The sequence below is a fragment of the Fructilactobacillus sp. X3R5C2 genome (genome assembly GCF_059901175.1).
Map to the genome: position 1 here is coordinate 1 of NZ_JBWXVC010000005.1, position 18,327 is coordinate 18,327.

The window sequence follows — 18,327 nt, forward strand, 5'->3', positions numbered from 1 at the left end:
TTAATTTTAAGTTCTACAACTTAAAATTACCTTACACTTGTAATCAAAATCTTGTTCAGTTTTCAAAGATCTACTCTTGATTGTTGCTGTTTGATTCTTCCTTAACGCAACATGTTTAACTATACTACGTTGCGTTTTAAATGTCAACAGATAAACTCAATTATTTTAAATTTATTTGTTCAAGCATTGTATCCGGAGAACCCAGACAACAAAGACTATTATACAACGCTCATAATGAAGATGCAAGAGAAATGATTAAAATAATTAATTCAGTTCATAATCAGTGACTAATCGATTATTATCAAATCACTTTGTCTCCCTCACTGAGCATTTACTACTATACATGCGCTCAAATCATTTGTCAACACTTTTGGTCAAAAAAGGTCAAACTTTTTTAATTTTCATTTTTTATCAAGAAAATTGGCCTACTTTTTCTTTGAATATAAGTCAATTCCATCTTGCGGGTGTTGTCTTAGATAACGCGTCGTAAAAGCATCCACTGCACTCTTATCCTCTAAATCAACGTCAGCATCTTCCATCGCACTAACCAATTTCTTATAAAAGGCATCAAAATTAGAATCGTACATTGAACGTAATGCTTTACTATTATTTTCTACCCATTTATTCAAACTAGGACCATTACTAATAATTCCCTGATCGTTTAAATAAGAAAATAAATGGATTAAGGCAAAGGGAATTAGTTGAAACAGCGAGTCCGTTTTTTCATCACTATCTAGCATCAAGGTAAAACGATTAAACATTACGTTAGTAACCAAATCGACGTTCCAGTTCTTAGGCTGAACTCCCAACCCAACAATCGCAATTTCAGCAAAACTATCAATGATGGTATCAATCTCGTCAATCTCATCCTGCGTCTTCTCTAAGACATCAGGTTCATCATCAATATCATCTAACCAACGATCGATCATTTCCCCTACTTGTTGTACTTCTTCATCCTTATCCATGACTTCATCTCCTAAAGTATTTTTATTATTCACTTTATTATAGTAGAAACTCGAAATTAACATTAACTTTTGCACTTTAAAAAAAGTTAAGTAAAAACATGTATAATTATCAACGAATCATGTCAAAGGAGCATCGAATCTATGAATGACAATATCGTAATTGTAAGCGCAAAGAGGACTCCGATTGGTAAAATCAACGGCACCCTCGCTAGCCTGACTTCGGTTGATCTTGGAACTATTGCCGCCAAGGCAACCATCAAAGACGCAGAAATTGATCCGAAACAAATCGACCAAGTCATCTTTGGAAATGTAATTCAAGCGGGTGGTGGACAAAACGTCGCCAGACAAATCGAGTTAAACGCTGGCATTTCTGACACAGCCACCGCCTCCACCATTAACCAAGTTTGTGGTTCCGGTATGAAAGCGGTCCGACTGGGGCAATCCGCCATCCAAATGGACGATGCTGACATCGTCCTTGTCGGGGGAACCGAAAGCATGTCGAACGCTCCATACCTAAATGTGAACGAAAGAAAGGGCCACAAATTTGGCCCAATCACTTTAGAAGACAGCATTGAAAAAGACGGACTAAACGACGCTTGGAGTGGAAAACCGATGGGAATGACCGCCGAAAACGTTGCCGACCAGTTCAACATTTCAAGAAGGGATCAGGATGCTTTTGCCCTTCAGTCCCATCGAAAAGCCAGCAAAGCTCAACAAAATGGTTACTTTAATGAAGAAATGATCCCAATTGAAGTTCAGAATCGCCACGGAAGCACCGTGGTTGATAAGGATGAGGGCGTTCGTTTTGACACCTCAATGGAACAATTAAAAAAGTTAAAGCCATCCTTTAAAGAAAACGGAACGGTGACGGCCGGAAACGCCGCTAGCCTAAATGATGGAGCCTCTGCAATCCTATTAATGAAGCAAAGTAAGGCCAACGAGCTTGGTCTAACTCCGCTGGCGGTGCTGGATGACTACGCCGAAGCCGGATGTGACCCTAAAATCATGGGATATGCCCCCTACTACGCCGTTAATAAACTACTGGATAAGACGGGTCAACAAATCAGTGACTTTGATTTGTTTGAACTAAACGAAGCCTTTGCCTCTCAAAGTTTAGCGGTAGCGCGTGACCTCAATCTTCCCGATAACAAGCTTAACATTACCGGTGGTGCCGTCTCAATGGGTCACCCCCTTGGCGATTCCGGTTCGAGAATCCTCATCACCTTAATCAACAACCTCAAACGGACTGGTCAGACTAAGGGACTGGCCACCCTCTGTATCGGTGGTGGAATGGGAATGGCAATGACCGTTCACACATTATAATGAAGAAACAAAAAAAGATCTCAGTAGTTAGATTCATTTTTAACTACCGGGGTCTTTATTTATCCTTGCTTCAATTGTTTTCTGGTCTTTTTCACCGAAAGAACCAATCCAATCGCAAATCCAATCAATGCGAACAAAACCCATCCCATTCCGTACTGCGCCAGCGGCAAAAGGTCATTAATTTTAAATAACCAAGCTAATTCTGGCACGTGTTTCAACTCTGAAATGGTGGTAATTCCACTTAGAAAAGCTGGAATGGCGATGAACCAGATCGTCATTTGGTAAACAATCTTAGAGTTTTTAAGTAATGGTTTAATTAACGAAATCAAAATCAGACAGATGGAAAACGGATAAACAATCATCAAGACTGGCATGATAAACTTAATCATTTCAGTCAGACCAAGCGTTGCCAAAAACGCTGACATCACCACCGCAAAAATCAGAACGGGAAGGTACTTAAGCTTCGGGAAGACGTCAGACATTGTATCCGCAAAGGCACTACTCATCGCAATCGCTGTCTTAAGACAGGCCACAATCACAATTAGCGCCAACAAAATGTTTCCATACCCGCCAAAGTAATGCGTCGCAATCTGAACAAGGGCAATGCCACCATTCGCCGACGGCCGAAAATCGCCCAGACTGCTAGCGCCCATGTAACTTAATAGAACGTAGACAACTGCCATCATCAATCCACCAATCAAGCCGGCCTTTCCGATGCTAACGGCTAACTGCTTGGGACTTTTAACCCCTAATCCACGCACGGTTTCCACAATCACAATCCCAAAAGCAATCGATCCGGCCCCGTCTAGCGTGTTGTATCCCTCAACGAAACCTGAAAGAAGTGGGGAATGACCGTATTCACCCATTGGATGATAGAAACGTGGTGAACCCATTGGCTTAATAATCGACATGACGATGATGACCGCTAGTAAAATCAAAAACAACGGGGTCAAAAATTTTCCGATGTATTCCAGTAAGCGCCCTTGATTATACGAGAGTAAAAAAACGGCAACGAAGAAAATTAAAATAAAGCCGATTAAGCCTAACTGCTGACGACCAGAACTAAGAAATGGTGCAATTCCAATCTGAAATGAAGTGGCTGCTAAACGCGGAATGGCCAAAAGTGGTCCCATTATAAAAGAAATTAAAATCGTAAAGACGTACGCAAACGACTTGCCAACGTTTGAAGAAATTTCAAAGGCTCCAGAACTATCAGTAACCCCTAACGCAATGATGCCTAGGATGGGGAGACCCACTCCAGTTAAAACAAATCCGAGGGTTGCCCACCAAACGTTGCCACCAGCCATCTGTCCCATATTAACGGGAAAAATCAAATTGCCAGCGCCGAAGAAGATCCCAAACAACATAATTCCAACGTAAATAATCTGCCTTACACTTAATTTCTTTTCCAAGTTTTCTCCAACTTTCCTAAATTACTGTTCAATGCATTTTACCAGAAAAAAAGCCGGCTCCATAATTAATTTGGTGGTTGAAAAACCACATGAGCTTCACTATAATTATTTATCGTCTGATAATAAAAGTAAGGAAGTGTTATTATGTCTACTATTTACGTAAGAAAAGCTACTGAAGCTGACTTAAACGATATCTACACTATCATCAAAAACGCCAAGAAGTTTTTGGGCGAACAAGGCATCGACCAATGGCAAAGTGATTACCCGAGTGAAGAGGATTTAGCCAGAGACGTTAAATTTGGCATCTCATACGTCCTAGACGTTGACGGAAAAGTTGCTGGAACCGCAACCCTGCATTTAGGAATCGACCCCGATTACTTACACCTTGAGGGTGGAGAGTGGGAAAATGGCGACCAAGGTCACTACTCCGCCATTCACCGTATCGCTGTCTCAAACGACTATCGTGGTCAGGGACTAGCATCCAAATTCATCAGTGGTCTATTCACCATCTCAGCCTTTCGTGGTTTTAAAGACGTCAGAATCGACACTCATCCAGACAACAAGGGAATGCAGCACGTCATTCTCTCAAATGGTTTCACTAAACGTGGTATCATTTACGCAAACGGTAAAAAGAGTCATGGAACAAAACGTTTCGCTTACCAAATCGAACTAAAATAATAACTAGGAAGTGGCCAAATTGGGCGACACAGCGGTATTAATCAAATTAATCATAATGGCAACGTTCGGATTGATCGTAATTTTGGGATGCATGGGATGGACCTATCACAAGACCCACAAATTGACGTCAAAACGTTTTTTGGCATTATCAGTGTTGGCAATTTGTTTCATTATCGTCCTAATTATTCTGGTATAAAAAAAGGCTCAACCTGTGATATTCATGGGTTGGGCCTTTTGTTTTGAAATTTTTAATCATCAGTTTGTGTAAACACTGAAACTTTACTACACTTAACACCATTAATTTAGTTAAGGAGAATTTTAATGAAACACAAAAAGACAATCGTATTCGTCGTTATTATCGTATTAATAATTGGGATTGGATTTATCGTGTATTCAAATTCAGGTCATAATGAAACATATAATAGGACGAAACAAGTAGAGCAAACAAAGGATAAAAAAACAAGCAATAGCAAGGATAGCTCTGAAAACTCATCACAGACATCATCTACAACAGATAGTCAAAGTAATATGAGTTCAGACACTCCCTCTAGTTCCAATGACAACTCATCCTCTTCTACTAATGAGGCTCAATCTACACATTCCTCTAACAACTCTGATCAAAGAAACAATCAACCAAATCAGTCCAATCAAGCGCAAAATAATGTAGTCAACAATCCTGAACAAGCTATTAATGTCCTAAAAAATGGCTTAGGTTTTGGTGACGATATGGAATACGGATCTTTACCAACTGATGGATCTTACTATGATATCCAATTGGTAATTAAATCCTACAGAGATCAAGGTGGATCTGGAACTGCAGGAACTTATCGTGTTAATAAAAATGGAACATATGAAGAAATTCAATAAACGTTCTTATAAATGAAGAAAAGTAATATTTCGATGTTATTTTCTCTTTACATGTCAAATACCTTCTAATCGCTGATACTATTGTTACTTCAAGCATACTAGTGCTAACATAATTAAGGCAACCTACTCAGTTTAATAGAAAAGCCCTAATGAACACTTTTACTGGAGGAATTATTTTGCAATCATATTTTCAATTAGGTTATTATCTGCTGGCTAAATTATTCTTTTTTTGTATGCTTATAGTAATTATCTATGAAATTGTTGCCTATGAGCGTTCCAGACATTATTTAAGAAAAAGGGGAGAAATATTTAACAATATTTCTCCCCTAATATACATTTTGATTCTTTTTCTATATTTTGCCTCTAACAATATCATTGGACATACTTTAACTGATAATTATATGTGGAACAAAACATTAACAGATCGCTGGAATTATTTAATCGGGAACCCTAGTGGACTAATTATGCTAATGTCATACGTAATTATTCTGACTAGTATTGTTTTGTACATGACAATCAAACGCTGGAACATTTACAATAATGGGAACCAACAACCAAAATTAATTAAGCAACTGAAACAATCATTTTTTAAACATATTAACTATATCTATATATTAATTATATTTACTTGCATAATTTCATTTATTAATGTTGCATTAGGAATAATCTATCATTTTGTATTTTACTAATAAGGTAATATCCTAATTGTGAGGAGGAAGATAAATGTCAGAAAAACCGGACTACATCAAAGACTACCAAGAATACTTACATAAATACCACATTATGTCACGCTTATTGCTACCATCCATTATATTGGTAATCATTACCTTCACTTTGGGATCCATTCTCCTTAATATGCATGCAAACAAATTCATCCTTTGGATCATGGGGACAATCGATGGAATTACATTCTCGCTATTTATTACCGCACTAGGAACTACAATAAGATTAATGATAGAAAAATATAAGATTAAGCATATGCGACCTTCAAGGTTAAAACATTATTATTGTTTATGGGTCATTATTTTATTTCTGTGTTTTGGAATTTTTGTTTTCATTGGATCAATTGAAATACTATTACTTTCAAACAATTTATGGGAGGCATATGAATCTCCAATGCTGCCAACGTTTTTAATTTGCTCTGGATTTTTATTATATTATCTTTCTAAAAGCACCTTAAAATATCGGAAAAAGAAATATTCAAAAGAACTTACTGAGGGAATTAAAAAGATGAAATAAGTAATTGAGATATAAATCAATAAATGGACCTGTAATTACAAATTACAGGTCCATTTATTTAATCATTTTAATACAACATAAATTACGCAAATAATGACATATATCATCCTACTAGTGCCGCTAAAAATGCAATTATTACAGCAATACCAACACTTTCACCCTCAATTGCATATCTTACATATGCCGGTGTCAACGCAAGCGTATCAGTCTTTTCTCCTAATTTATCGGTAACCTCATCATAAGCTTTTTCATAACTCTTAAAGTCAGGATAATCATGTGGATGAGAATCAATATCTATTGAAATAGAAAGCTCTGTATCAAAACTTTTATTATTAATTTTTAACTTAAAAATATTAAATTCTACTGATATACTCCAACCGTCTTTAGTTTCTACAATCTCAATTGAAACTTGACCATCTTCAATTTTTTGAACAAATTCCCACTTATTAAATAAACTAACGATGTATACGCCAGCATTAACATTGTTATTACAACTTTGCATGACCCAATCAAACATAAATTTTAGTGGTAATTTCCCATTACTAATGGTAAACATCCCAGATCCATGGACTGGCTTAATATCAGCTTCACCTACTAAAGTAATTTTTAATGATTTATTATCATTGTATAGCACATAAGGAACATCAATTTCTACCTGTGTATTATCAACAATATTCTTTAAAGCTTCTTTAGCAGACATTTCTCCAATTCCCGTTGGCTTAATCTTATTAGTACCATCATCTCTACCAGACGACGCATCTTGGTCAATCGCAATGTCACCTAAACTGTATTCAACAAATTGGTCAATTGCCCAATTTTTAGGCATCTGATAACCCAAATTTCCACTATATCCAGTTGACATATCAGATACAAACGCCGTTTTTGCAAGTCCTTTACCAAGGGCTTGAGCACAAACATTTCTGGTTCCGTAAATTCCTGCTTGATAACTTGAGCCGCCTAATGCTTTTTTGACTCCCTCCATATATGGAATAACCGTACTATCAATGTCACCAGCTTGAATATCAGTATCAACAGCAAAGTAAATAATAGTATCCTTTGGGAATCCAAGCCGTTGTGCTGTTGCATTTGCAATTCCTGCATCAGCACAACCCTGGCCGTATTTAAAGTATTCCTGACTGCCATCATTATCTTGATAGATTGGAAACACCTTTAGGCCACCATCAGTAATTCTTTTCAGTTCATCATCAGTCAGATTTTTGTTACGACGTTTTGAGCCAGTGCCAACTGATCCAGTTAAATAGCGACCAACAATTTCAAAGCCATAATTTTTGATGTTTTTAACGTCTTTATCACTTAATTGAAATGAAGTATCACAAGCATTTGAATCTCGATTAGTATTCCCATTACTGGTAAGCAACCCCTTGATAACGGTTAAATCAGCTTTCCCTGTAAATGGTGGTAAATTCATAAACTTCCTAAAATTAACCACATCTTCAGCAACCGAATTATTAAATACTCCATCAACAGATCCACTCAGAAAATCATTAACCATTAATCCATATTGAAGTAGCTTAACGCCTGCACCTTTGTCCCCTTCAGTTAAAGTTGGCGTTTTATTAATGGTTCCAGGTCCATAAACTCCGTTTGCTTGTCCAGGTGTCATTCCTTCAACAGCTTGCAGGGCATAAATCAAAGCTGTGTTTGTATTTCGTTGATACAAACCATCAGTTGGAACCAAGCCAAGATCATCACCAAAATAATCTAAATAGTTATGGTTTAAATATTGTTGCATTTGACGATATTTCTTTTTACCACCATCAAGTAATTCAAAGGCAGCCATATCAAATAGACCAGCCATTAATGGAACAGTAACCCCACCTTTATCTAATCCAGCATCATTACGTAATTTATTTACTGCATTCTGTGTATCTTTGGTATATTTCTCATCAAACGCATTCGGGCTAATTCCCTTACACCAAAAAGCACCCTGAATTAACTTCGCAATCTTGCCCTTGTAACCGACCTTCAACTGATCGACCATTCCACTTAGTGCTTTCTTGGTTTTATCACCAAAACCACTACCAAGTGGACTAATCCCTAGTTCATGCTGAAGTCCCATTCTTAAAGCATAAATAGTTGGCCAACCCGTCTTTCCATTTTCCTTGACCTTATCAAATCCTGAAACATTACCGTATTCTTGGTTCAACCACTTTTGAACGCTTAAAACTTGTTCATCCATAATTATTTCCTCCTAAAATTTTCTTTATAAAATTTAAGAGCTAGCGCTAACTCGCACGTAAACACATCAAAATCAATTTGCAATCATGTAGAATAATCATTGAATCTTATAGACAAAAGTTCTACAATGATGGTAAAGAAAATCAGCTGAAATAATCTAAACCGACATCTCTTCGAGGTTGTTGCTTGATTTCTCATCTGTTTACAAGAACAATCATATATCCATTATTTCTACATGTCAACAATTTCATAGATTAATTTTCTATGTAAATAATTAAAAGGAGTCAAAAATGTCGATCTATCAACGGGTTAAAGAGCTTGCTAAAAATAAAAATATTTCCATTCGCGAATTAGAGCATCAACTTGGGTTCTCCAACGGAACCATGCAAAAGTGGGACCAAACCGCTAATTCGCAAAAACTCAAAAAAGTTGCCAACTACTTCAACGTCTCCGTTGACTATCTCTTAGGAAACTCAACTGGTAACTCGGCTGACTTAGATGACCTCTCAACGATCATGATGTTTGGGGGCAAACCCATCCCAGAAGAAGACCGTGAAACAGTCGTGGAAATCTTAAGGAAACTTCGAAATGCACGAAATCATCAATAGTCTTTTTAACTATGCGTTAGATAATGACATTGCCGTTGTATACACGGACAAACTCCATCAAAATACTCAATCCTTTGCGGACGTTCGTTCCCATTCAATTGTGATTAATGCCAACTGGCAGCTACGAAAACAACTTCCATTTATCATTGCGCACGAAATTAGCCACGTCCTGCAGTGCGATCAGGATGATGCCATTCTTAGTTTTACCACTCTGATGAATCCCAAGTACGAACAGAAGGCCAACGTGAATGCCGTTAGGCTTCTAGTTCCCTTCTACGCTGACAACAAGGAAATTGACCAGCTTAACCTAGAGGAATTCATGGATTTATTTGCCATCCCGGATTCACTACGTGACGTGTGTTTTACTGAAATTAAAGACTATGTTGATTGAAACATCAAAAAAGCTCAACTTCATTTCGAAGTTGAGCTTTTCATTTACGATCATCTATTCAAATAATTTTTTAGCGGCCTTGGCCAGAATCTTCGGATTCTTATCAAATCGTGGGTTGTCCACGAGTTTTGACATTGGAACACCAGCAAAGTGGTAAGCGGCCATTTCACCAGAACGAACGGCACTTTGTTCGGTGAAGACCATTTGGTAAGGTTGTTCAACAAACTCACCGGTGAATGCTAGATTCGTTGAATGGTCAGGGATGACCTTGGGACGGTCAATTTTAGCACGGTTGTTAAACAATGCCGAAGCGTATGGCATGTACACCGGAACGGAGTTGACAATTGAATCCATGATTTCCTTTTCTTTATCACGGATATTTACGGGACCCGGGTCGACCTTTGAAAGCTGTCCGATCAACTCCTGAACCATTTCTTTTCCAGTCATCTTGATGTACTGCTTGTCAACGAATTCACCGCGACGGTATGGATACAAGAAGTAACCCCAAAGAACGGTTTCGTTTGGCTTTTGGTCGGTGAAATGAGGTTGATGATGAACCACAATCGACATTCTCACGTCTTTTTGACCTAACGGAGTAATTGGACTCGTTGATAGGAAGGAGTTCAAAGCATTCCCAGGCAGTTGCGTAGTAATACGGGTGATTTCGTTTAAGAAAGTATGATCCTTAGTGGTTACGGTAAAACTACTCCAGCCACTGGCATTCCGGTCGGCGAAGAACTTGTCCGGATTACCTAAGTTGTAGAAGTGATTGGTGGCTTTCTTCCACAAACTTGAGGCAGCCCCATAATCAGTGTTCTCACCGGACGGGGTGTTGAAGTCTCCAAGCGTAGCCGAATCGGTGATGGAACCATTGGTGAAGAAGACCGCAGTATCATCATCGACATCAATGTGTTCATCTTTACCAGTGTCAACGTTCTCCATTTCTAGGCCCTTAACGGTAATTTCTTCGTTCATTGGGGTTTCTTTGAAGTCCCAATCATTAACCCGACGATTCAAGACAAACGTTACGCCTTGTTTCTTCAAGTAATTAATTAATGGTAGCATCAAACTTTCGTACTGATTGTATCGAGTTCGGTTAACCCCCACGAGCGTGTTAATTTGGGTAAATTCGTAAATCATTTGGTGCATGTAACGCCTGAGTTCTTGAGCTGAACTCTGGGTACGAAAGGCAAAGGTTGTCTCCCACATGTACCAGAAGTTAGTTTGAAACATGTGGGGATCGTCCTTGAAGTAATCAGCAATGGAGACGTTATCAAGTTCGGTTTCTTTGTCGTCTGGCATCATGATTAACTTCGTCAATAGGAGCCGATCCTTGTTGTTAAATCCCATTTTAGCGGAATTAATAATGCCCTTTTCGCCTTCCATCAAACGCGCTTTATCGTAGGTCCGATGCTTAGAATCAAAGTCACGAGTGTCCTCTGCAGCCGTCATTCCCTCTTCGGTGGCTGACGGAACCCGACTTAAGAGATCCATCAAATCAACGTAGGTCCGGTAATTCAACATTCTTCCCCCACGAGCGACAAAGCCAGTCTGGTCAGACGTTTCGTGATTGCGATTCCAGTATTCATTACCGGTCACGTCCGTTTTGGCACCATCATTTGCGCCATGGTCGTCTAATGAATAGAAAGTAATGTTCTTTCCGTCCCAGTGACCTTCTTGAATCAAGTAAACGGCGGCGGCCATGTTGGAAATGCCGGCACCAATCATAATTGCTTTTTTCTTAGTCATATTAAACCTCCTAGATTTAAATACGTAGTAAGCATTTGTCTCTATGTTAGCAGTTTCACATATGCTTATATCTATATTATAACGTACCCAAAAGTTGGAATGTAACTTATCAATTTGATTTAATAATTTATTTAATTAATGTTCTTACGTCAACCATTAAGCAACTCACATGTCAGCCTGCGAATAGATAATTAAGGTCGTAATCTGGTACAATATAGTAGAAGAAAGGTGGTAATTACTATGCCAGAAACAGTATTTTTCAATCCCGGCGACTCACTTGGAAACTTTCACGACTATAATGATGCAGTTCGTTCTGCTCAACTTTACCGTGACAAACAAGTGGAGGCCAAAAACGTCGTAGTAGTTCATGGAAAAGACAAAAAATCATTCGATATTTTCCTTTCGGATAACGCTCAATCAGATGCTAAAAATAACGATCAAACTTCGCCCTATTACGTTAATAAACGAATCTAATTAATTGATTTAATTTAATTGGAAATTACGTAATTATTAGTGTACAATTGATTATATTAAATAACCAAACGTATGTTCGCAATTACGTAATATGTAAAAAGAAAGGAATTTTATGGCAAATTCTAAAAACAGTGTCGACGGGCGTCAAATCGAGCTCGATAAAGCACTCAGCAAAATCAAAAAAGAATTTGGAACTGGCGCTATCATGCGGATGGGCGAATCCCCTAACCAAAACGTTGATTCCATTTCAACCGGCATTTTATCCTTAGATATCGCCCTTGGCATTGGGGGTTTCCCTCGTGGCCGAGTCGTTGAGATCTTCGGTGCCGAATCATCTGGTAAAACCACGATTGCCCTTCAGACCGTTGCTGCCCTCCAACAAGCTGGCGGAACGGCCGCATACATCGATGCCGAAAACGCGATGGATCCGGAATACGCTCACAGCCTGGGAGTTAACATTGACAACCTTTTGTTATCGCAACCAGGAACCGGTGAAGAAGGACTGCAAATTGCCGATGCACTGGTACAATCCGGTGCTATCGACTTAATCGTTGTCGACTCAGTAGCTGCCCTAGTTCCGAAGTCTGAAATTGAGGGTGACATTGGTGATTCTCACGTTGGTTTACAAGCTCGTCTAATGTCACAGGCACTTAGAAAACTAGCTTCCAGTATCAACAAGACCAATACCGTCGTTATCTTCATTAACCAACTAAGAGAAAAAGTTGGTGTGATGTTCGGTAACCCAGAAACAACTCCTGGTGGTCGGGCCCTTAAGTTCTACTCAAGTGTGCGACTCCGTGTTAGTTCTGGTAAGCAATCAAAGGAAGGTCAAGACGTCGTTGGTCGAGAAACCAAGATTAAAGTCGTAAAGAACAAGGTGGCTCCCCCATTCAAGACCGTTGACACTTTGATGAGTTTTGGAAAGGGTATCGAACCGATTGCTGACATGGTCAACCTAGCCGTTGACAAAGACATCGTCGACAAATCTGGATCATGGTACTCATACGGTGAGGAACGACTGGGACAAGGCCTAAATAAGACCGTGGCCAATCTGCGTGACAAACCTGAGATGGTCGAAGAAATCAAGAACAAGGTCAGAGAAGCCTATGGCATTGCCAATGATGAAGAATCAAAGGACGATGACAGTGACAAGGATGCAAAATCCAAGTCAACTGACAATAAGGCCACTACTAAGAAAACAACCAAAGCAAGTACCAAAAAAGATAGCGAAACTAAGTTAGACGTTTAATTAAATGGAAAAGCATCAAATCATTATGTAATGATTTGATGCTTTTTTAATACAAATAATAATCTTGATAAAGCTTTAAACAATATTTTAATTAAATCTACATAAGTCAAATATCGAATACTCAAATGAATTTTCAGTGTAATTACACAACTATAAAAAACAATTTTTATAACTTTTAAAAAATTGTTGACTTTCTATATCGTTTAATTTATATTAATTATGGTAATTAAACCTCTCACAAGAAAGGAAGATTTAATATGAAGTACTTGCTTAATTTACAAGCACAACCAAACGTGGAGTTAAAGAAGAAGCGTCGTCATCACCATCACGGAGTACGAAGTAATATCAGTGTTCAATGTGATGTTCGAAGCAATGTAAGTGTCTTCTGTCAGTAATTTAACAATAGGTGTATTTATTATGAAAACTTTGCTAGACCTCCAAAAGACTGTGGGTAAAAATGCCAAGAAGCTTGTTGGCGGGAAAAAAGATTCTCATATTAGTGTTATGGGATGTGGCAACAACAGCAATATTAGTATTATGTGCAAATAATACTATAGGAGCATTTCATGAAACCTATTCTGCAATTACAACAACTTGATAATGTAGCATTAAGAAAAAAGCGCCGAAAAGGACGTAAGGGTTCTCATCTGAGCGTTGGATGCACAATTAACAGTGACGTTAGTATTCTTATATGCAAGAGATAAGAGAGCCCTAATAGGACTCTCTTTTTATTTTAAACTTAAAGGATGTAGTTATGGATTTAAGATATTTAGATTATTTAAAAAAAGGATCATTATTTTATCAACCCACCACAGCCGAAACAAACAGTTTAATTTATAAAGTTACTATTCACGACAAGGATAAATGGAATCATCATATCGATAAAAATTGGAATTATTTTATCAATAAAAATAGACAACTGCCAAACCAAGGGTGGAAAATTCATGTAACATCTCCCATTGATTACGCGCAAAAAACATTGGACCAAATCACACCGTATTTGATAGAAAATAACATTTCTTTTAAATTTGTTCCTACCAAAAAAGAATTAATTATGAAAAATTCAAAATATGGTGATCGATCTGCATGTGGAAAATTCATAACAATTTACCCCAAAGATGAAGATCAATTTATTCAACTATTAAGTCCCCTAACTGACCTAACCAATGACATCCCCAAGGGTGCATATATTTTAAACGATAAACAGTGGTACAATTCCAACATCTTCTTTAGGTATGGGGGATTTATTGGAATGCCAATGGTACATGATGGAAAAACGATCATGGGAATCAAAAATCCAAATGGAGAGTTAGTGCCAGACTTAAGGGTTCCATACTATAACGTTCCCTCATTTATTTCTGAACCAAAAGAAATTAAAAAAATGGATAAAATACAAACGATTGAATATTCCAAAATTGATTTAACTAAATTCAAACGCTATGAGGTTATTTCCGCAATTCACTTTAGTAATGGTGGCGGCGTCTATCAAGTCACAAAAGATGGTAAAAATTATGTAATGAAGGAGGGACGAAAACAGTCTGGAATTGATGCACAAGGGAATGATGGTTTTTTCCGTGTAAAGAATGAATACAATACCCTAAAAAAATTAAATGGGATTAACAGAACAGTTAAGGTCTATGATTATTTTGAGATATGGGAAAATAATTACTTGATTGAAGAATTTGTTCCTGGAAATTCATTATCCGATTTCATTCCAGAAAACTTTCCTTTCTCATACGAAAAGAATCGAAATGAATATTTAAAACTTATAGATCAATTAATCAAACAATTAAAAGTGGCAATCACAGAAGTTCATCAGGCTGGTTTTGCTATTGGTGACTTAAATCCAAATAATATTATGGTTACTCCTAACAATAACATTAAACTAATCGATTTTGAGACTGCTACCCTCCTCTCAAATGAATATCATCCAGAACTACAAACTATGGGATACGTTAATTCTAAAATTAGTGACTTTAAAAGTGCTGATTGGTTTGCTTACATGAGGATCTCAAGATTTTTGTTACTACCGATTGAGTTCGTTTCTGATTTGTCTTTAAAAATTGAAGAAAATCAAAATAAATGGATAACAGATTATTTTGGAGAAAAAGCACTTGATATATTACAAAATACAGAAAAGGATTGTAAAAATTTCATTCCAAAATTAAAGAACATTTTCGACGTCCCAAAATTTGAAATCAATATAAAAGCAGTAGACAAACTCATCAATGGGTTAAAAACCGGAATAATTGAATATTCATCAAATCAAAATGATAGTTTTTCAGGTGGTGACATTAGACAATTTATTGACAAGCTTGGAAAAGTTAACATCGCTAATGGTGGTTTTGGAATACTAATGGCATTAAATCGGAGTAATACAAAGTTAACAAAAGAAATCAATTGGGCTAATAATAGCAGCAAAAATCTTATTAGCCACTTCAATGAAGACACCAGTCTTGGACTATTTAATGGTATTTCAGGAATCGCGTCTATTTTAGATGATTTAAACTTACAGGAACATTCAAACCAATTTCTTGAATTTATACTTGATCAAAAAAATAGAATTTTAAAAGAAACAGATTACACTCTTTACTCTGGATTAAGCGGAATTGGTTTAAGTTTACTAGCCTTCTTTAAAAAAAATAATAATAATAAATTTTTAGAAATGAGTAAATTAATCGCGATCCGCTTAAATACATTATTTATAAATGGTTCGGGAACTCAACCAGATGATGAAGATACCATTCCTTATGGATTAATGAATGGATGGTCAGGCGCGAGTTTATTTTTATTACTACTATTTGATGTAACAAAAAACAAAGAAACTCTGAAAAATGCCAAAGATATGTTGAATTTTGAACTAGATAAAAACATTGAAATTTCCGACTCACAATCTGCAGAGATTTTGGATAATTCAATTGGTTTTCCCAGAATACTTCCATATCTAGGAGAAGGAGGAGTTGGTGTCGGATTAGTATTGAGCCAATTTATTAGACGCTTACATGAATTTCAAAACGAAAAATATTTAAACCTTCAAGAACAATTCACTAAAAATCTCCAAACTTACTGCACATACTCATCTGGACTAACCAGAGGGATCAGTGGAATTATCCTTATAGGAATTGATAATAAAAACAAATTATCCGACATCGATAAATTAGTCCAGTCATTAGAAAACTATCTGCTTGTAGATTCTAATAATAATATTATGTCACCCGGAACATATGGATATCGTTTTTCAAATGATTTGTTTACTGGAAATGCTGGTCTAATGACTGTCTTACAAGGCATTAAAGATAATAACGCTTGGAAATGGATGCCAGTGCCTAAATCTGTCTTAAATCAACTGTTTCTTTCCTAATCAAAATTAAATTAATGTCATCGTATAAAATCATTTATTATGATTAATTCTTAAATAAATTAAAAGTAGGAAAATAATGAAAAAGACAAAAATTAATTTCATTAAACTAGATGCCGGCTTCTTCGTTGGACTCGGTTTAAGTCTGATTGGAACAATAGTTTCTTTATTTATTCCCCTATTAATTGGTAAGGCTATCAACATTAAATCGTTACTCAGTCAAAAAAATAATACGTGGACAATTATTGGAATTTTGGCCTTGCTAATTTTTAGTGCCATTTTTACAGCAATTAGTGGATATTTGCTTAGTCGTTCAGGAGCCAAACAAATTGCAAATATTCGCACTCGTATTCAAGATCATCTTCTTTATTTACCAACTACCTATTTTGATAACCAATTAAGTGGAAAACTTTCTAGTAGAGTTATTAATGATGCCTCAATAATTCAAAACTTTACTACTGAAATAATTCCCTCTTCAATTAGTGGAATAATTACTGTGGTGGGAACATTTGCAATTTTATTTTCACTTGATTGGAAACTATCTTTACTTATCTTAATTGCATTTCCACTAGACGCGATGGTTACCATCCCAATTGGAATAATTGATGAGAAGGTTTCAATTAAATCTCAAGAGAAACTAGCTCAAATGAATGAAACCAGTTCTGAAAGTCTTAGAAACATTCGAGCGGTTAAATTAAATAACGCAGAACATAGTATCCAAAATAAATTCAAAAAAGACGTAAATGCACTTTATCATTTATCACTAAAAATGAATGCAATTTTTGCTATAACAGGTCCAATTCAAACCATGTTTGGACTTTTATTGATTATTATAATCATTTGGTACGGTGGTGTTCGGGTATCAGCTGGAACTCTTTCCATTGGAACCCTAGTCGCTTTTCTAATGTATCTATTCCAAGTAATTGGACCAATTAATGTCATAGCTGATTTCTATGCAAGCTACAAGCAAGCAAAGGGAGCAACAAAACAAATTACTAGAATCTTACAGTTAAGTCCAGAAAATAACTATAAAAATCCTGTTATTAAAAACACTTCAAAAAATTCAGTTATTAAATTAAAAAATGTATCTTTTTCTTATGAAAATCACCTAGTACTAAGTAATGTTTCAATGGATTTTACTCCTGGTGATAAAATTGCAATCGTTGGTCCCTCAGGCGCTGGGAAAACCACTATTATCAATTTATTAACAAGACTTTATCCAATCCAATATGGAAAACTCTTGTTTGATGACAATGACGCTTCTAATTTTTCTATTTCGCAATGGCGTTCGCTTTTTGGAGTAGTAACTCAAGATAACACTATTTTTTCTGGAACATTTTATGATAACTTAGTTCTTGGTTTAGTAAATATCCCAAGCAAATCAGAAATATCAACAGCAATTAAAATTGCTGATTTAGAAAATTGTGTATCATCATTACCAGATGGAATAAAAACAATCATTGGTGAACAAGGACTTAAATTATCTGGAGGACAAAGACAACGATTACAAATTGCTAGAGCATATTTAAAACATCCTAAATTCCTAATTCTTGATGAAGCAACTTCTAGTCTGGACTCTGATTCTGAACAATTAGTAACACATGAAATTGATAAGATGATGACCGGCAAAACAATTATTGCCATTGCACACAGACTTTCAACCATTATAAATGCCGATAAAATATACTTTCTAGACCGTCACAAAATATTAGGCTTTGGAAACCACGAAGAATTAATGAATCGAGTTCCAGAATATCATCGCTTCGTAAATGAACAATTCATTGATAAAAACTAAAAAAGCATCAAATCATTACA

17 protein-coding genes are annotated in these 18,327 nt (G+C 36.5%); 13 read left to right on the plus strand and 4 right to left on the minus strand.

The window, feature by feature from the left end; translation table 11 throughout:
• Window positions 1-425: 425 nt before the first annotated feature.
• Window positions 426-965, minus strand: a complete 540-nt coding sequence (locus tag AC6UD4_RS05905) for a hypothetical protein (RefSeq protein ID WP_500694279.1) — start codon at window positions 963-965, stop codon at window positions 426-428.
• Window positions 966-1,106: 141 nt separating this feature from the next.
• Here AC6UD4_RS05905 and AC6UD4_RS05910 point away from each other — a divergent pair, with 141 nt between their 5' ends.
• Window positions 1,107-2,288, plus strand: coding sequence for a thiolase family protein (locus AC6UD4_RS05910; protein WP_500694278.1), 1,182 nt, complete (start codon window positions 1,107-1,109; stop codon window positions 2,286-2,288).
• A 59-nt stretch (window positions 2,289-2,347) separates the two neighbouring features.
• On the opposite strand, the gene brnQ is transcribed toward AC6UD4_RS05910, so the two are convergent.
• A complete protein-coding gene (gene brnQ / locus AC6UD4_RS05915; protein ID WP_500694277.1) occupies window positions 2,348-3,700 on the minus strand; it encodes a branched-chain amino acid transport system II carrier protein in 1,353 nt (450 codons plus the stop codon).
• A gap of 144 nt (window positions 3,701-3,844) precedes the next feature.
• Here brnQ and AC6UD4_RS05920 point away from each other — a divergent pair, with 144 nt between their 5' ends.
• The 3 genes from AC6UD4_RS05920 (at window position 3,845) to AC6UD4_RS05930 (ending at window position 6,484) form a co-directional block, all read left to right on the plus strand.
• The gene (locus AC6UD4_RS05920; protein WP_500694276.1) at window positions 3,845-4,378 is read left to right on the plus strand and encodes a GNAT family N-acetyltransferase; all 534 of its coding nucleotides are present in this window, start codon (window positions 3,845-3,847) and stop codon (window positions 4,376-4,378) included.
• 321 nt (window positions 4,379-4,699) lie between these two features.
• Entirely contained in the window at window positions 4,700-5,245 is a 546-nt protein-coding gene (locus AC6UD4_RS05925; RefSeq protein ID WP_500694275.1) for a hypothetical protein, read from the plus strand.
• A 723-nt stretch (window positions 5,246-5,968) separates the two neighbouring features.
• On the plus strand, window positions 5,969-6,484 hold the full coding sequence (locus tag AC6UD4_RS05930; RefSeq protein WP_500694274.1) for a hypothetical protein: 516 nt from the start codon (window positions 5,969-5,971) through the stop codon (window positions 6,482-6,484).
• Between the two features lie 103 nt (window positions 6,485-6,587).
• Here the strand turns inward: AC6UD4_RS05930 and AC6UD4_RS05935 are convergent, their stop codons facing one another.
• A complete protein-coding gene (locus AC6UD4_RS05935; protein WP_500694273.1) occupies window positions 6,588-8,684 on the minus strand; it encodes a glycoside hydrolase domain-containing protein in 2,097 nt (698 codons plus the stop codon).
• A 289-nt stretch (window positions 8,685-8,973) separates the two neighbouring features.
• On the opposite strand from AC6UD4_RS05935, the gene AC6UD4_RS05940 reads away from it, so the two are divergent.
• Together AC6UD4_RS05940 and AC6UD4_RS05945 are read left to right on the plus strand one after the other, a co-directional pair.
• Window positions 8,974-9,291, plus strand: coding sequence for a helix-turn-helix domain-containing protein (locus tag AC6UD4_RS05940; RefSeq protein WP_500694272.1), 318 nt, complete (start codon window positions 8,974-8,976; stop codon window positions 9,289-9,291).
• Complete coding sequence (locus AC6UD4_RS05945; protein WP_500694271.1) at window positions 9,272-9,682, plus strand: ImmA/IrrE family metallo-endopeptidase; 411 nt, start codon at window positions 9,272-9,274, stop codon at window positions 9,680-9,682. The genes AC6UD4_RS05940 and AC6UD4_RS05945 overlap by 20 nt, the downstream gene beginning before the upstream one ends.
• A gap of 54 nt (window positions 9,683-9,736) precedes the next feature.
• Here the strand turns inward: AC6UD4_RS05945 and AC6UD4_RS05950 are convergent, their stop codons facing one another.
• A complete protein-coding gene (locus AC6UD4_RS05950; RefSeq protein ID WP_500694286.1) occupies window positions 9,737-11,476 on the minus strand; it encodes an oleate hydratase in 1,740 nt (579 codons plus the stop codon).
• 195 nt (window positions 11,477-11,671) lie between these two features.
• Here AC6UD4_RS05950 and AC6UD4_RS05955 point away from each other — a divergent pair, with 195 nt between their 5' ends.
• The 7 genes from AC6UD4_RS05955 to AC6UD4_RS05985 all read left to right on the plus strand — a co-directional run bounded on the left by AC6UD4_RS05955 (window position 11,672) and on the right by AC6UD4_RS05985 (window position 18,307).
• The gene (locus AC6UD4_RS05955) at window positions 11,672-11,905 is read left to right on the plus strand and encodes a hypothetical protein (protein WP_500694270.1); all 234 of its coding nucleotides are present in this window, start codon (window positions 11,672-11,674) and stop codon (window positions 11,903-11,905) included.
• Window positions 11,906-12,017: 112 nt separating this feature from the next.
• A complete protein-coding gene (recA, locus tag AC6UD4_RS05960) occupies window positions 12,018-13,154 on the plus strand; it encodes a recombinase RecA (protein ID WP_500694269.1) in 1,137 nt (378 codons plus the stop codon).
• Window positions 13,155-13,411: 257 nt separating this feature from the next.
• Complete coding sequence (locus AC6UD4_RS05965; RefSeq protein ID WP_500694268.1) at window positions 13,412-13,549, plus strand: hypothetical protein; 138 nt, start codon at window positions 13,412-13,414, stop codon at window positions 13,547-13,549.
• Between the two features lie 22 nt (window positions 13,550-13,571).
• Window positions 13,572-13,703, plus strand: coding sequence for a class III lanthipeptide (locus AC6UD4_RS05970; protein ID WP_500694267.1), 132 nt, complete (start codon window positions 13,572-13,574; stop codon window positions 13,701-13,703).
• Between the two features lie 17 nt (window positions 13,704-13,720).
• Complete coding sequence (locus AC6UD4_RS05975; protein ID WP_500694266.1) at window positions 13,721-13,858, plus strand: class III lanthipeptide; 138 nt, start codon at window positions 13,721-13,723, stop codon at window positions 13,856-13,858.
• Window positions 13,859-13,908: 50 nt separating this feature from the next.
• Window positions 13,909-16,515: a class III lanthionine synthetase LanKC gene (gene lanKC, locus AC6UD4_RS05980; protein WP_500694265.1), complete on the plus strand. Its 2,607-nt coding sequence runs from the start codon at window positions 13,909-13,911 to the stop codon at window positions 16,513-16,515.
• Between the two features lie 76 nt (window positions 16,516-16,591).
• A complete protein-coding gene (locus tag AC6UD4_RS05985) occupies window positions 16,592-18,307 on the plus strand; it encodes an ABC transporter ATP-binding protein (protein ID WP_500694264.1) in 1,716 nt (571 codons plus the stop codon).
• Window positions 18,308-18,327: the final 20 nt, after the last annotated feature.

What these genes read in the sequence shown, in the direction of transcription:
- AC6UD4_RS05905 (WP_500694279.1), bottom strand. Translation starts at nt 965, where the DNA reads ATGGATAAGGATGAAGAAGTACAACAAGTAGGGGAAATGATCGATCGT.
- AC6UD4_RS05910 (WP_500694278.1), top strand. Translation starts at nt 1,107, where the DNA reads ATGAATGACAATATCGTAATTGTAAGCGCAAAGAGGACTCCGATTGGT.
- AC6UD4_RS05920 (WP_500694276.1), top strand. Translation starts at nt 3,845, where the DNA reads ATGTCTACTATTTACGTAAGAAAAGCTACTGAAGCTGACTTAAACGAT.
- AC6UD4_RS05925 (WP_500694275.1), top strand. Translation starts at nt 4,700, where the DNA reads ATGAAACACAAAAAGACAATCGTATTCGTCGTTATTATCGTATTAATA.
- AC6UD4_RS05930 (WP_500694274.1), top strand. Translation starts at nt 5,969, where the DNA reads ATGTCAGAAAAACCGGACTACATCAAAGACTACCAAGAATACTTACAT.
- AC6UD4_RS05935 (WP_500694273.1), bottom strand. Translation starts at nt 8,684, where the DNA reads ATGGATGAACAAGTTTTAAGCGTTCAAAAGTGGTTGAACCAAGAATAC.
- AC6UD4_RS05940 (WP_500694272.1), top strand. Translation starts at nt 8,974, where the DNA reads ATGTCGATCTATCAACGGGTTAAAGAGCTTGCTAAAAATAAAAATATT.
- AC6UD4_RS05945 (WP_500694271.1), top strand. Translation starts at nt 9,272, where the DNA reads ATGCACGAAATCATCAATAGTCTTTTTAACTATGCGTTAGATAATGAC.
- AC6UD4_RS05955 (WP_500694270.1), top strand. Translation starts at nt 11,672, where the DNA reads ATGCCAGAAACAGTATTTTTCAATCCCGGCGACTCACTTGGAAACTTT.
- recA (WP_500694269.1), top strand. Translation starts at nt 12,018, where the DNA reads ATGGCAAATTCTAAAAACAGTGTCGACGGGCGTCAAATCGAGCTCGAT.
- AC6UD4_RS05965 (WP_500694268.1), top strand. Translation starts at nt 13,412, where the DNA reads ATGAAGTACTTGCTTAATTTACAAGCACAACCAAACGTGGAGTTAAAG.
- AC6UD4_RS05970 (WP_500694267.1), top strand. Translation starts at nt 13,572, where the DNA reads ATGAAAACTTTGCTAGACCTCCAAAAGACTGTGGGTAAAAATGCCAAG.
- AC6UD4_RS05975 (WP_500694266.1), top strand. Translation starts at nt 13,721, where the DNA reads ATGAAACCTATTCTGCAATTACAACAACTTGATAATGTAGCATTAAGA.
- lanKC (WP_500694265.1), top strand. Translation starts at nt 13,909, where the DNA reads ATGGATTTAAGATATTTAGATTATTTAAAAAAAGGATCATTATTTTAT.
- AC6UD4_RS05985 (WP_500694264.1), top strand. Translation starts at nt 16,592, where the DNA reads ATGAAAAAGACAAAAATTAATTTCATTAAACTAGATGCCGGCTTCTTC.